11 protein-coding genes are annotated in these 13,558 nt (G+C 71.8%); 5 read left to right on the top strand and 6 right to left on the bottom strand.

Going from position 1 to position 13,558, the window contains the following annotated elements:
* The coding region (locus tag ABIS05_RS08135; protein ID WP_348009827.1) for a hypothetical protein at nt 1-193 on the top strand (193 nt) is incomplete at its 5' end.
* A gap of 53 nt (nt 194-246) precedes the next feature.
* Nucleotides 247-882: a cold shock and DUF1294 domain-containing protein gene (locus ABIS05_RS08130; RefSeq protein ID WP_348009826.1), complete on the top strand. Its 636-nt coding sequence runs from the start codon at nt 247-249 to the stop codon at nt 880-882.
* Here ABIS05_RS08130 and ABIS05_RS08125 read toward each other — a convergent pair.
* From ABIS05_RS08125 to ABIS05_RS08100, 6 genes are all read right to left on the bottom strand, one after another.
* Nucleotides 879-1,541 carry a hypothetical protein gene (locus ABIS05_RS08125; protein WP_348009825.1) on the bottom strand — a complete coding sequence of 221 codons (663 nt, stop codon included), beginning with the start codon at nt 1,539-1,541 and terminating at the stop codon, nt 879-881. The genes ABIS05_RS08130 and ABIS05_RS08125 overlap by 4 nt on opposite strands.
* Nucleotides 1,542-1,702: 161 nt before the next feature.
* Nucleotides 1,703-4,546: a serine/threonine-protein kinase gene (locus ABIS05_RS08120; protein ID WP_348009824.1), complete on the bottom strand. Its 2,844-nt coding sequence runs from the start codon at nt 4,544-4,546 to the stop codon at nt 1,703-1,705.
* Between the two features lie 67 nt (nt 4,547-4,613).
* Nucleotides 4,614-5,414, bottom strand: coding sequence for a class III extradiol ring-cleavage dioxygenase (locus tag ABIS05_RS08115; protein WP_348009823.1), 801 nt, complete (start codon nt 5,412-5,414; stop codon nt 4,614-4,616).
* A 91-nt stretch (nt 5,415-5,505) separates the two neighbouring features.
* A complete protein-coding gene (locus tag ABIS05_RS08110) occupies nt 5,506-6,366 on the bottom strand; it encodes an L-type lectin-domain containing protein (protein ID WP_348009822.1) in 861 nt (286 codons plus the stop codon).
* A 424-nt stretch (nt 6,367-6,790) separates the two neighbouring features.
* The gene (locus tag ABIS05_RS08105; RefSeq protein WP_348009821.1) at nt 6,791-7,177 is read right to left on the bottom strand and encodes a hypothetical protein; all 387 of its coding nucleotides are present in this window, start codon (nt 7,175-7,177) and stop codon (nt 6,791-6,793) included.
* Complete coding sequence (locus ABIS05_RS08100; RefSeq protein ID WP_348009820.1) at nt 7,174-8,904, bottom strand: ankyrin repeat domain-containing protein; 1,731 nt, start codon at nt 8,902-8,904, stop codon at nt 7,174-7,176. Before ABIS05_RS08100 ends, ABIS05_RS08105 begins: the two co-directional genes overlap by 4 nt.
* Nucleotides 8,905-9,022: 118 nt before the next feature.
* Between ABIS05_RS08100 and ABIS05_RS08095 the strand changes: the two genes are divergently transcribed.
* The 3 genes from ABIS05_RS08095 to ABIS05_RS08085 form a co-directional block, all read left to right on the top strand.
* Nucleotides 9,023-10,333, top strand: coding sequence for a hypothetical protein (locus ABIS05_RS08095; RefSeq protein WP_348009819.1), 1,311 nt, complete (start codon nt 9,023-9,025; stop codon nt 10,331-10,333).
* Nucleotides 10,330-11,022, top strand: coding sequence for a hypothetical protein (locus ABIS05_RS08090; RefSeq protein WP_348009818.1), 693 nt, complete (start codon nt 10,330-10,332; stop codon nt 11,020-11,022). The genes ABIS05_RS08095 and ABIS05_RS08090 overlap by 4 nt, the downstream gene beginning before the upstream one ends.
* Nucleotides 11,022-13,558: ATP-binding protein (locus ABIS05_RS08085; protein WP_348009817.1), on the top strand; the 2,537-nt coding region annotated here is incomplete at its 3' end. The genes ABIS05_RS08090 and ABIS05_RS08085, both read left to right, overlap by 1 nt.

The raw sequence follows: 13,558 nt of genomic DNA, 5'->3' as shown, positions 1-13,558 counted from the left end.
TGGCGACAAGCCCGCCGACATGGCCGTGGCGTGGGAGCAGCTCGACCTGCCGGCCAAGCTCAAGGCCAACGTGCACGACCTGTGGTCGGGCAAGAAGACCCTGGGCGTCAGCGGCCGCCACGGCGGCACCGTGGCGCCGCATGGCGTGCTGATGTTCCGCATTGCTCCCGTGATCTCTCCCGTCACGCCCTAACGGCGGGTTGCGCTGCGGGGCAGGCCGGGCCTCTGGCACAGTCCGCCCCCAGTATGAGATCAGCACCTGCCCAGGCCACCGGCCGCCTCAGCCAGTGGGACGACGCCAAGGGCTACGGCTTCATCACGCCCGACGACGGCGGCGCCAAGGTCTTCGTCCACATCAAGGCCTTTGGGCTCAGGCCGCACCGCCCCTTCGTCGGCGAGCGCCTGAGCTATCGCGAAGGCCAGGATGCGCAGGGCAAGAAACGCGCGGTCGACGTGCAGGGCCTGGCGCCGCGCGCCATGCCGCCTGTGGCGCAGGCGCGTGACCGTGGCCGCGTGGTGCTGGTGATCCCGGGCTTCGCGGTCTTCGTGCTGGGCTGCCACCTGCTGTGGGGCGTGCCGAACGCGGCCTGGGGCGCCTATTCGGCGATGAGCATGGCGACCTTCATCGTCTACGCGCTGGACAAGCGCGCCGCCCGCAATCCAGGCGTCGGCGGCGCCTGGCGCGTGGCCGAGAACACGCTGCACGGCCTGGCGCTGCTGTGCGGCTGGCCGGGCGCGTTGCTCGCGCAGGAAATGCTGCGCCACAAGAGCGTGAAGCCGGCCTTCCGCCGCCTCTTCTGGCTGACCGTGGTGTTGAACGTGCTGGGCTTTGCGCTGCTGTTCACGCCGCTGCGCGAGTGGGCGACGCGGCGGCTTTTCTAGAAGGCGAACTCGCCCAGGCCTTCGAAGCTCAGCGTGCCGTGGGCTGCGCCGGTGACCGCATGCAGCCCGCCCCAGGCGCCTGTCGTCACGACGGTGCCGGCCTCGATGGCACGACCGCCGCGCGTCGCATGCGCGAACCACGCCGGCAGCACGCCCGCCGGGTTGGCCAGCGAATGCCCGCCGCGCCGCACGATGTGTGGCTGGCCTGGCAGTGTCAGGCGCCATTCGAGATTCGCCCAGTCCAGATCGCGGTAAGGCTGCCAGGCGCCCAGCAGCAGGCCGGCATTGGACTGGTGATCGGCCATGCGCAGCAGTGCTGGCGCGTCCAGGCCTTCTGTCCAGCGCGACGCCACCAGCTCGACGGCGATGCACATCGCCTCGGGCGAGCCGTTCGAATCGACGCGCAGGGCGACTTCGGCTTCCACGCCCAGCAGCGCCGTGCCGGCAACGGGGTTCACCGGCGAATGGCTGAACGGCCCCTGCGGGCCGGCGCCGCCTGCCTTCCAGCGGTCCAGTCGCCAGCCTAGCGCGGCGGCGACGCCATCCTGCACGGCGTAGGCATGCGCCTGCGTCTGCACGGCATCGCGCCAGTTCGCGGCTGTTAGGCGGGTGCCGTGGCGGTGACTCTCGGCGAGGGTTCGGATCAAGGTGTCGATCATTCGGGCGATGAGAAGGCGGGGGGTGAGGCGCGCGGGTGCCTCAACATGGAGATGCCGCGTCGCCGGGCATCATGCCCGCCGCAATCGAAAAAAATTGTTCACGCTGCTGCAGGCCGAGGCCGCGCGCCACGTCTGAGCGCAAGGCGCTCCGCCCGCTCGGCTCAGCCGCCCGCCGCGCTGAGCCGCCGGGCGAGAGCCAGGCGCGGGCTGCGCGGATGCTGCGTTTGCAGCCCCGGCAGCACGCTGCGCGCGATGGCAGCGGCGTCGCCGGTGTGGCCCAGCAGTGCCAGCGTCTCGGCGCGCCGCAGTTCGGTGTCGGCATGCTCGGCTGCGGAAGGGGCGGGCGGCACCGGCAGCGTCGCCAGCCGCGCGAGCGCCTGCCGGGCGGCCTGAGCGTCGCCGGCACGCGCAGCGGCCAGAGCCACCACCGACAGCGCAGCGCGGTAGCTTTGGCTGGTGCTGCCATGGGCGCCTTCTATCATCGTGGCCAGTGCCTGCGCTGTCGCCCGGGCGGCGGCCGGCGCACCAGCGGCCAGCTGCGTCTCGGCCATCACCTGTTCCATGCGCACGCGCGTGCGCTTGGGCGTGTGCCCATCGGGCCAGTGCGCCAGCAGCGCCTCCAGCGGACGCTGTGCCGCGCCTGCCCGGCCGTCCTGCGTGGCGGCCTGGGCCGCCAGCAGGATCAGCACCTCGTTCTCGCGCACTGCGGCGGGCGACTTGAGTGCCGCATCGCCCGGCAGCGCGAGGGACAGCGACTGCTCCACATCGCCGCTCAGCCAGGCGGCTTCGAACTCGCGTGCGCGCAGCAACGAGTCGGCCATCGGTGGCAATCCGTCCGCGTGCCGGCCCAGCACCTCGCGCTCGGCCGCGATCAGCGCCGCAGCGCGGGCCGGGTCCAGCCGTGCGGTGACGGCCATGCTGCGCCCGAACGCGCGGACGGCGCTGCGGCTGTCCCGGCCGTCGGCGCGGCGGTAGCTGGCGAGCGACGTCGCCAGCGCCGCTTGCGCATCGGCCGTCAGCCCGCTGGCCAGCAGCGCGTCGCCCAGCTGCCAGTCCATGAGCCCGCGGGTGTCGTCGTCTGCGGCGCCATTGGCGCGCAGCTCGACCCGTGCCTGCCGCAGCAGCTGCAGCGCCTGAGCGTCGTCGAAACCCAGGTGGAACATGCCCAGCCGCATCAGCGGCTCGTAGCGCAGGTGCTGGTCGCTGCCGTACCGCGCGGCCAGCTGATCCGCCTGGGTCAGCACCGTCAGCGCCGCGTCGCGCCGGCCGCGGTTGGTCAGCAGGCCGCCGAGGTCGGAGGCGATGGTCATGCGCAGCCGCTCGGTCTCGCGGTCGTGCGTGTCGGCTGCCCAGTCGAGGCCGGCGCGGCGCATCGCCTCGCTCTCATCCAGCCGCCCCAGCTGGAACAGCGTGCGGCCCAGCGACGCGTAGGTGTTGATGACCTGCGACGGCGGTGCGCCGTGGGCCTTCAGGTGCGCGAGGTATTCCTTGCCGATGGCGAGGGATTCGTTGAAGCGGTGGTCGTAGTTCAGCTGCACCATCACCGCTTCGAGCTGCGCGCCGCGCTCGTCGGGACGGTCGGCGACGCTGGGTGCCAGGTCGCGCAGCTTCTCCACCAGCACCGACGTCACCGCGCCCGGCTTGATCAGCGCCTGCGGTTGCTCGGCCGCCAGCACCGATAGCCGTGACAGCGTCTCGATGTACAGGTCCTGCGTCGCCCGCTGGCGGCGCACCTCGGCGGTGGCGCGCTGCTCCTGTTGCCGGGCCTGGTGGGCCTGCCAGGCCGCCACGACGCCGCCGGCCAGCAGCGACAGCGTCGCGGCCGAGCCCAGCGCCACCGCCAGCCGGTGCCGGCCGACGAACTTGGCCACGCGGTAGGCGGTGCCGTCCGGCCGGGCCAGCACCGGCTCGCCGCGCAGGTGGCGCTGCAGGTCCTGCGCGAAGGCGTCCACGCCGGTGTAGCGGTCGGCCACGTCCTTCTTGAGCGCCCGGGCCAGGATGGCATCCAGGTCGCCGCGCAGCGCCTTCTTCAAGGCGGGCGTGGCCGCGGCATCGCTGGCGCGCGGCGGATCGGTCAGCGTGATGGCCTCCTCCAACTCGGCCGCTGTGCCGCGCGTCAGGCGGTAGGGCCTGGTGCCGGCCAGCAGCTCGTAGGCCAGCACGCCCAGGCTGTAGACGTCGCTCGCCGTGCCGAGCGGCTCGCCGCGGATCTGCTCGGGGCTGGCGTAGTCGGGCGTCAGCGCGCGGCCGGACAGCTGCGTCAGCGCCGTGGCGCCGGTGAGCCCATCGTCCAGCAGCTTGGCGACGCCGAAGTCCAGCAGCGTGACGCGGCCCTGCGTGTCCACCAGCACATTGCCGGGCTTGATATCGCGGTGCACCACCAGCCGTGCGTGGGCATGCGCGACGGCGGCCATGGCCTGCAGCAGCAAGCCGATGCACCCGGCCGGGGGCAGCGCGTGGCGCCGGCAGTAGGCATCGATGGGCTCGCCCTCGACGAACTGCATCGCGATGAAGGGCCGCCCCTGCGTGTCCGTGCCGGCGTCGTACAGCCGCGCGATGTGATCGTGCTCAAGCCCGGCCAGGATCTCGCGCTCTCTCGTCAGCCGCTCGGCGAAGGCCTGGCCCCAGGCCTGGCGCGGCAGCTTGAGCGCAATGCGGCGCGCGGCCACCCCGTCGCTGCGTTCTGCCAGCCACACCAGCGCCATGCCGCCGCGGCCGAGCTCGCGGATCAACCGGTAGGGGCCGATCTGCTCGCCCTCGCGCGGCTCCGAGCCGGGCGCATTGAGCGGCGAGGCGCCGCCGCGGGGCAGCGTCTGCAGGAAGTCGTCGGTTTCCAGGCTGGCCTGCGTTTGCAGCAATGCGCGCAGCGTCTCCCGGTGATGGGCAGCCTCGCCGCTGAGGCCGTCCAGCCACGCGGCGTGCGCCGTCGTTGGCAGTGCCAGCGCCTCATCGAGCAGTTGGCTGATGGCGACCCATTGCTCGGCCAGCGCGGACAGACGTGTCATCGTGGCGGCGAGTGTAGGTGGCGGGTCCCGGCCCGCGCCTCGGTACAGCCGGCGGCGGCAAGGCGACTCAGCCGAACCGGAAGCTCGACGCCGTCACCCCGCCCATGAAATCGGTCTCGTGATAGCTGCACACTGCGGCCTCGCCCTCGGCGGCGCCGGCGGCCACCATCAGCGGCAGCAGGTGCTCTTCGCGCGGGTGCGCGACGCGCGCGGCGGGCGCTTGTGCCCAGGCTTGCAGGCGCTCGTCGCGGCCGGCGGGCGAGGGCACGGCGGCCTGCAGCCAGCCGTCGAACGCCGCCGAAGGTTCACGCCCCGACATGCCGTACAGGCGCAGGTTGTGGAAGCTGAAGCCGCTGCCTAGGATCAGCACGCCTTCGTCACGCAGGGGCGCCAGCGCTCGGCCGAGCGCGAGGTGGTCCGCCGGGCTCAGGCCGCGCTTGAGCGACAGTTGCACGATCGGCATGTCGGCATCCGGATACATCGGCACCAGCGTGCAGAAGGCGCCGTGGTCGAAGCCGCGTTTGTCGTCGCGCGCAGCGGGCAGCCCGGCGGCTTCGATCAGCGCGACGACGCGTTCGGCCAACACCGGGTCGCCCGGTGCCGGGTAGACGACGTCGTAGGTGTGCGGCGGGAAGCCGCCGTAGTCGTACAGCATGCCCGGCGCGGGCGAGGTCATCACCGTGAAGGCGGTTTCCTCCCAGTGCGCCGAGATCATCAAGATGGCCTTGGGCTTCTCGGGCAGCGTGGCGGGCAGGGCCTGCAGCGAGGCCTCCAGCTTGGCGTGCGCCCGGCGGTAGTCGCCATCCATGAACGGCCAGGGGCCGCCACCGTGGGAGAGGAAGAAGGTAGGTAGGCGAGGGGACGTCATGCCCTGAAGGCTAGGGCTGTGGCGGCCCGCCGGGTTTCAGTCGTCTTGACGCCGGCGTTCGCAAAACTCGAACGCCGCGTCGGTGGGCCGATCAGCCCCGGCGGCGACGGCCAGCGCCCATCGCCGCAGCGCCAGCCAGCGCGAGCAGCGCCAGGCTGGCGGGCTCGGGCAGGCGGCCCGGGCCGACGATAGAGGTGTCGTTGGCCAGCTGCCAGTTCAGGATGTCGTGGTTCTGGACACCCGCGCCCGTCGCAGCCGTGAAGCCGACGTAGGCATTGTTGGTGCCCAAGACCGAGGCGATGTCGACGCTGTAGTTGGTGATCAGCTGGATCAGCGCGGAGTTCGCTTCCTGCACGCTGACATTGAGCAACTGCGTTGTGCCGTCGTAGTTGATGAAGGCCGACCAGATCTTGCCGTTGCTTAGGCAGCCGGCGGCGCCGTAGTTGCCAAACGTGCAGCTTGCGACGCCGTAGGGGTTGACTTGCACGAGGCTGGACAGCGAGCCATTCGTGTCCAGCGCGACGTGGTTGCTGCTGTTCTCGCCGTTGTCGAAGGTGTCGAACTCGATGGCAACGCTGTTGCCGACGCCGAAATAGCCCAGGCCGCCGCCAGCACCACCGAGGTTGGTCGTGTTCTGAGAGACGACAAAGGTGAAGCCGTCGGCCGGAGCGATGCCGCCGGCGTCGCTCATGCGGAACTGGAAGGAGGTGCTGAACGTGGCGCCAGAGCCCAGCGCAATGGCTGTGTTGCTGTAGCCCGCGCCGGCGCCGCCACTTGAGGGCGTCACTCGCAGGTCGCCACCGGCGTCGACGGCTGCCGAGCCGACGCAGCTCAGCGTCGAACCGCAGGTGCCGGTGAAGTTGGCGTAGTCAATGATGAGGGCGGCCTGGGCCTGCGGTGCCGCAGCAGCGAGGGTCAGGGCGGCAGTGGCGAGCAGTGAACGACGGGTCATGGTGCCTCCTCCAGGTGGTAGCAAGACACTGCGCAATTTCGATGCCACTGGGGCGGCTTCATGGGTGCGCTGCGGCGGCTGCATCGGGTGTCGGCGTGGGTTTGTCAAAAGCGCCGACACCCTAGTTTGTCGGCCGCCAAGGGTGGGGCCGCCGCCATCGATAGTCCGCATCCCATGCTGACTACCTGGGCATGAGCGGGCCGTTGCACGAACGCTCAAAGGCAAGCGACTGACTTCCCTGCCCAGTCATCCCACCGGGTCGCCCGGCGCCACCGGGGTATTCGGGCCGAGCGCCGGGCCGCTCCCAAGCCGGCCCGCCTGGCGATGCGAGCGGCTCAATGCCGGAAGCATCGGCGTCCCCTCGGGGGACCGACTGGGCTCGCCCGCATGCAGCAGGGCGAGATTGGGCGAGGGGCATTTCACTTCAGGGCTTCAGCGCCTTCTGCAGTTCACGCCGGTAGTCGAGGATCTGCCTGGCCTTGACGGACTCGCTGACGGACTTGTCGTCGCGCAGGGCGCTGCAGTAGGCCGAGAACATCATCTGCTCCAGGTAGAGCTTGTCTGCGTTCGGCAGCTTGACGAGCAGGTCCTGGGTGACGTTCTTGACCTTGGCCTCCAACTCGGCGCCGCGCACCGGGCCGATGCGGCCGACCTCCGTGCGAACAAGCGTGTCCCAGTCGCGCTGCTGCTGCTTGGGCGGGTCGGGGCAGTCCATCGCCTGGGCGGCCGGGGCGCCGAGTGCCAGCAGGCACGACAGCGCCTGCAGCGCGAGTCGACGTGGATGAAAGGAGTGAAGGTAATGAATGCTCATGGTCTAACTCCCGTGTTGAGCGCCGCAAGCATGCGGGTTTTGAGATTGCCTTGCAGGCCTTGTGCGTGAGCCTGGGCGTCGAGGCCGTCCTCGTCAAGCGCGTCCAGGCGGGCACCGTGTTCGCGCAGCCACTTCGCCGCCTGCGGTTGTTCGGAGAGCACGGCCACCATCAACGGCGTGCGGCCGCGCCGGGAGCGCGCGTTCAGGTCCGCGCCCGCCTTGGCCAGCAGCTCCATCGTCTCGAGCCCGCCGTTTGCCGCCGCGTCCATCAGCGGCGTGGCGCCCCGGCCGTCGCGCGGGTCGGCCTCGGCGCCAGCGGCAAGCAGCAGCCGCACCACTTCGGTCGATGGACCACCGGCCTGCGCCGCCAGCCCCAGCGTCGTCTGGCCTTCGGCGTCGCGGTCGCCGGCCTGGGCTCCGGCCTTCAGCAAGGCCGCGATCAGCTCAGGGTCCGGCCGCTTCAGCGCGATCAGCAGTGGCGTGCGCCCTGTGCTGCTGCGTGAACGCACATCGGCGCCGGCGTCGATGAGCGCGCGCAGCAGCTCGGGCGATGGCGCGTCGTTCTGCAGCAGGGCGACGCCCAGGGCGTTGAAGCCGCCTTCCATGTAGCCGCCGCAGCTGCAGCGGTGGTTGGGGTCGGCGCCGGCCTGCAGTGCAAAACGCGCGATCTCGTGGCGTTGCTTGGCCAGGGCCTGCAGCAGCAGCGTCCAGCCCTCGTCGTCGGCGGTGTCGATGGGCACGCCGAGTTCGACGAGGCGCCGCGCGGCGGCGACCTTGTCGGGCTCCCTTTCCAGCCAGACGGCGGTCTCCAGCAGCGCCCGCCCGCCCGTTTTCTTCAGGTCTACACCTTGGGCAAGCAGCAGATCCAGCGTGCGTGGGTGGCCGCCGCCGGCAGCGAGCACGAAAGCACCTTCGATGACCTCGCGTGCCGGGCGCGTGGCGAGCATCAGCCGCAGCGCTTCGTCCTGCCCACTGATGGCCGTCCAGCTCAGTGGCGACGCATTGCTGACCGCGCGGCTGGGAATGTGCAGGTCCACCCGGGCGCCTGCGCGCAGCAGGGCGCGCACCCGGGGCAGGTCGCCTTTCGAGCCCGCGTAGGCCAGCGCAGGAACCCCGTCGCCGTCGACCGCGTTCACGTCGATGCCGGCGGCAATGAAGAGATCGACCGCCTTGGCGTTGCCCTCCCGGGCGGCGGCAACGAAGGCCTCGCCGGTGTAGGGCAGCGGTAGCCGGGCCAGTTCGGCGCGGGCGGCGTCGCGCGGGTTCACAGGTGCCGGCGCGGGCAGGCGTGCCGCTGCCAGCGTTGCGCGCAGCTCCCGCGCATAGGCCTTCACACGGCTCTGGCGCTCGGCCTCGGTCAGCGCGGCGTCGCTGCGCACTGCCGAGCAATAGCTGGCGAACATCATCTGCTCCAGATAGACGCGGTCGGCCTGGGGCAGTCGGCCGAGCAGATCGTTGCTCAGCAGGCGCGTCTTGGTGGCCAGCTCGGGGCCGCTCGCCGCGCCCAGGCCGCGCACGCCGACGCGCACCTCGACCTCGGCGTCGCGCGACACCTGTTGCGGCATGGCCGGGCAGTCCAGCGCCAGCGCGGCGGTGGCTGGCAGGCAGCCCAGCACCAGCACCAGTACCAGCACCAGCACCAGCACCAGCAGGCCGAGCGTGAGCCCGGGCCACCTGGCGCGGGCGGCACGCAGCAGTGAGGTGGGGAGAAGGCGACGGTGAGGCATGGGCAGGGGTGCGGTGGCGCGCAGCGTAGCGGCAGCGCCTTCCCTCGCAAACCCCCAGTGATGCACCAGGCGGGCGTGCGGCAGCGCGCGCGGCGGCTGAACAGATAATCCGCGCCCCATGTCCCAACCCACGCCGCCGCCCACCTCCCTGCCCGAGAGCGATGACGCCCTTCGCCTGGAGGACTATTTCCGTGACGGCGCCGCGCCGGCCGACGCGTTGCTGTGGTGGCAGCTGGAGCGCCAGGAGCCGCTGCAGGCCGCGCTGCGGGCGCTGTTCCAGGGCGATGCGCGCGTCACCAAGCTGCGGCTGTGGGTGTTCCTGGAGTTGATGGCGCTGCGCGATGCGCGGCTGACGCGCGATGCGCTGAACCAGGCCTTCCATGTGCTGCGCGACGAGGTGCTGGACAGCGTGCTCAAGCGCCTGCGCGAGGCCGAGCTGCTGGCCTGGGACGCCACCGCGCAGACCTATGCCGTCACGCCGCTCGCCCAGCAGCTCGTGGGCTTGCTGCAGCCGCTGACGGCCGACGCCACCGACCAGGACGCCGACCTCGCCGCGCTGCTGGCCGGCGTGGCCGGCGCCCATCAGCTCGGACTGCTGCAGCCGGCGCAGCTGCAGCATCTGCTGGCCCAGCTGGCCCGGCTGCGTGAGGAGTTTGCCGACGCGATGGCCAGCGGCAGCGAGTTCCAGCTGCGCCGCGCGCGCCAGCGCTTCGAGCGCGCGCTGACGCTGGTGGACCGGGCCGGCGAGGCGCTCAAGGCCATCATCGAGCAGGCCCAGACCCACGGCGACGCGCGCCTGGAGCGCCTGGCCCGCGAGCTGGGCGGCGCCCAGGCCAGCCTGCTGGCGATGGCCAGCCAGTTCAACCGCGCGCTGCAGCAGGCCGACCGCCAGCGCGTGACGCTGGGCTCCACCGGCGTCACCACCACCGACGTGCGGCGCTGGTTGCAGGCCGTGCCGCAGCTGGATGCGCTGGCGGCGGGCCTGGTCTCGGTCGGCCTGCAGCCGGTCATGGTGGCGGCGCAGGAGCTGGTGGACGGCGCCGAGGCCGAGTTCGAGCGCGACCGCCCCGTGGCCGCCGCGCCCGAGGGCCTGCCGGCCGCCGTGGCTGCGCCGCTCGGCGAGCTGGCCGTGATGAGCCTGCCGCCCGAGATGGGCCTGATGCAGCTGCTGCTGAACGGCTGGGCCGAAGCCGGCCACACCGAGCAACCCGTGGCCCCCGCCGTGCTGGGCGGCAGCTACGCCCGCGCCGCCTACCGCGCGCAGCTGCTGCCGCTGCTGGGCGACGAGCAGGCCCGCCACCTGCAAGGCGCCACCGGCGACATGGCCCGCCAGCCCTGGCGCGTGCGCTGGGCGGCGGAGCAGGGCGAGGTGACGGATGAATTCGTGCGCTGGATGAGCCAGGGCGCGCTGATCAAAGAGACGCCATGAACCCGAACTTCGACGATGCCGCCTCGCTTGCGGCCCAGCTGTTGGCCCGCCGCTGGCTGCCACGCAGCCACCCGCTGGTCAAGCGCGCGCTGATCGACGCGGAACTGTGGACCGCCGTGACCGAGCGCCTGGCCGGCGTGGGCCTGCGGCTGGTGGACAACGTCTACGCCGACCATGTGACCGTGGCGCTGCTGCGCCCGGCCGAGAGCGCCGTGTTCGGCGAGACCGGCCTGGGCGCCAACAACAACCTGGAGCTGCCGCGCGACGGCGTGTCGCTGCTGATCGTGCTGTGGAGCCTGATCGTGCTGCCGAAGCGCCAGCGCCAGTTGGCCCGCAGCAACGACGCTGGCGAGAACCAGGGCGAGATGTTCGCCGCCGCCAAGCCCCTGCCCACGGCCGCCAGCGTGTCGCCGCTGCTGAGCTACCGCAGCCTGCTGGCCGACTTTGGCGACCAGCTCGGCAAGAAGACGCGGCTGGACGGCAACCTCAAGCTGCTGGAGCGCCACGGCTTCATCACCCGCAAGGGCGAGGACATCGCCGAGGGCCCGCTGCTGGACTTGCTGTTGGACTACGACACGCTGGCCCCCCGCATCCTGGACGGCGCGCTGGCCGACGTGTTGGCCCGCACCACCGACCCCTTCGCCGCGCCGGCCCTGGCCGAAGCGCGCGCAGCCAGAAGCGACGACTGATGTTTCACCTTCAAAGCCTCGAACTGCTGCACTGGGACTACTGCCAGCGCGTGAGCCTGCCGCTGGACGGCGCCATCATCACCATCGCCGGCCCCAACGGCTCGGGCAAGACGACGCTGCTGGACGCGCTGCGCACGCTGCTCGGCCTGGAGTGCTCGGGTGGGCGCACGTACAAGACCTACGCCCGCCACGCCAATGCCGAGACCGCCTGGCTGCGCGCCGTGGTGGACAACCGGCCGCGCGGCCGGCAGAACAGCAGCCGGCCGTTCGCGTCGTCGCTGCTCTATGCCGATCAGGTGACGCTGGCCTGTCGCATCGAGAGGCAAGGCGGCGACTGGGTGCGTCGCTACTTGATCAGCGACGGCGTGCACGAGATCGAGCAACTGGCCACCCGCAGCGAGCGCGACTGGCTGGGCGTGGAGGCCTGGCGCAAGCGCCTGGAAGCGGCCGGTCTGACCCGTGCCATCGGCCGCGTGCTGGCGCTGGAGCAGGGCCAGACCGATCGGCTCTGCGAGCTGAGCCCGAAGGAGCTGCTGCGCCTTGTGTTCGAGGTGTTCGGCGACCAGGAGGTGCTGGACCGCTACGAGCTGGCGCGCAGCCACCAGCTGCAGCTGACGCAGGAGGTGGACAAGGCCGCGCAGGAGCTGGCCCACACCCAGGCCCAGCTCAGCGACCTGGCCAACCGCGTCACCAGCTACCGGCTGCGCGAGGCCAAGATCAAGGAGCGCGAGCGCCTGGCCACCGAGGTGCTGCCGGTCATGAAGTGGCGTGAGGCCCGCGACAAGACCACGCTGGACGCGCGCGAGCTGCACCGCCAGCGCCTGTTTGCGGCGGCCGATGCGCGCGCGCTGACCGACCAGCGCGCCGCGCTGCTGGGCCTGTTCTCCGCCCAGGAAGCCGCCAAGGCCCGCCTCGTGGCGCTGGAGACCGACAAGCGCGAGGCGCGAGCCGCCTTTGACACCGCCCGCGAGGCCGAGCGCCCGGTGGAGCTGCTGACCAAGCGGGAGGACGAGCTGCGCGCGCTGGCCGATGTGGAGTCCGATGCCGCCGCGCTCGCCGCCCGCACCCAGGCGCTGGCGGCCGAACAGGCCCGGCTGCGCGGTGACTACACCCGCATCAGCGACAAGGCCGACCGCGCCCAGGCCCAGCTCGCCGAGCTGGCCGGCAAGAAGCTGCCACCCGCGCCGCCCGAGGTCGCGCCGCTGAAGCGCGCGCTGGATGAAGCCGGCATCGCCCACCATTTCGTCGCCGACAGCATCGACATCGCCGACGAAGCCTGGCGCGCCGCCGCCGAGGGCTTGCTGCGGCCGTCGCGCTGGGTCGTCGTGCTCAAACACCGCAGCGATGAAGGCCGCGCCTTCGACATCGCGGCCAAGCAGCGCTACCGGCACTACGTCGTGTCCGATTCAGCCGCGGCGACGGCTGCGCCGGCCGGCAGCGTGCTGGCCGCGCTCAAGGTCACGGCGCCGCTGCCGAGCTGGCTGCTGCGCGAGCTGGGCGGCATCCGCTGCGTGGCGTCCACGGAGGAGGGCGCACGCGTCGGTGGCGAATGGATCACGGCGGACGCCTACTACCGCACCGGCCGCGGTGGCCGCAGCGTCTTCGTCGAACCGCGCGACCACCAGTTCGGCGCCAACGCCATCGCCTCGCGGCGCGCCTCGCTGGAGGCCGAGGTCACGCGGCTGGACGGCGAGCTGACGCGCATTGCCAAGGCCCAGGGCGAGACCGAGCGCCAGCTCAAGGACGCCCAGCGCGCCGCCCAAGGCCACAAGGCCGCGCAGGAGCTGAGCGAACGCGCGCAGGACTTTGCCGAAGCCCGCGCCCGACTGCCGGCGCTGAAGCAGGCCCGCGCCGAGGCTTCCACCCGCATGACGACGCTGGACGGCGAGCACGACCGCGTGCTGCGCGACGCCACCCGAAACGAGCAGGCCTACGAGGCCGCCCAGCTGCGCCTGCGCGACGGTGAGAAGGCAGCGGCTGAGCGCGCCCGCGACCAGGCCGCGCGGCTCACCGCGTTGAAGGCAGCCTCGGCCGAGTCGCGGGCGCAGCGCGGTCGCTTCCCTGCGGGCTGGATCGCGCCTAACGCGCTGGCAGCGCTGACCGAGGAGTTCGAGAACGCCCACCAGGCCGGCATCCGCGCCCGGCATGTCGACCAGGAGCTGGAGACGGGCGTGTGGGAGACCGACGCCACGGTCATCGACCGCCATGCCCGCATGAGCGCCCAGGTGCACGAGCAGGAGGCCCAGCTCAGCGACCGCCGCGCCAGCAACGAGATGGCCCGCATCGCCGCCTTCAACGCCCGCGAGCGCTACATCGACGTGCTGCGCGCGACGGTGCGCCGCTACAAGAAAAACGTGCAGGAGCTGGGCGAACTGGCCGGCGTGATGGCGCAGGCCGAGCTGCCACATCTGGACAACGACGATGCGGTGCTGGCGCAAGCCGGCCTGCAGGTGAAGTTCAACTTTGACGGCAAGGGCGAGGTCGGCCTGAACGACGGCGAAGCGTCGGGCGGCCAGCAGGTGTTGAAGAGCCTGAT

Origin of the sequence: Roseateles sp., assembly GCF_039929605.1 — a bacterium.
Lineage (GTDB): Bacteria > Pseudomonadota > Gammaproteobacteria > Burkholderiales > Burkholderiaceae_C > Pelomonas.
This window is presented reverse-complemented; position numbering and strand designations above follow the sequence as displayed.

Coding starts and splice junctions, on each gene's coding strand:
- ABIS05_RS08130 (WP_348009826.1), top strand. CDS start 247: ATGAGATCAGCACCTGCCCAGGCCACCGGCCGCCTCAGCCAGTGGGAC.
- ABIS05_RS08125 (WP_348009825.1), bottom strand. CDS start 1,541: ATGATCGACACCTTGATCCGAACCCTCGCCGAGAGTCACCGCCACGGC.
- ABIS05_RS08120 (WP_348009824.1), bottom strand. CDS start 4,546: ATGACACGTCTGTCCGCGCTGGCCGAGCAATGGGTCGCCATCAGCCAA.
- ABIS05_RS08115 (WP_348009823.1), bottom strand. CDS start 5,414: ATGACGTCCCCTCGCCTACCTACCTTCTTCCTCTCCCACGGTGGCGGC.
- ABIS05_RS08110 (WP_348009822.1), bottom strand. CDS start 6,366: ATGACCCGTCGTTCACTGCTCGCCACTGCCGCCCTGACCCTCGCTGCT.
- ABIS05_RS08105 (WP_348009821.1), bottom strand. CDS start 7,177: ATGAGCATTCATTACCTTCACTCCTTTCATCCACGTCGACTCGCGCTG.
- ABIS05_RS08100 (WP_348009820.1), bottom strand. CDS start 8,904: ATGCCTCACCGTCGCCTTCTCCCCACCTCACTGCTGCGTGCCGCCCGC.
- ABIS05_RS08095 (WP_348009819.1), top strand. CDS start 9,023: ATGTCCCAACCCACGCCGCCGCCCACCTCCCTGCCCGAGAGCGATGAC.
- ABIS05_RS08090 (WP_348009818.1), top strand. CDS start 10,330: ATGAACCCGAACTTCGACGATGCCGCCTCGCTTGCGGCCCAGCTGTTG.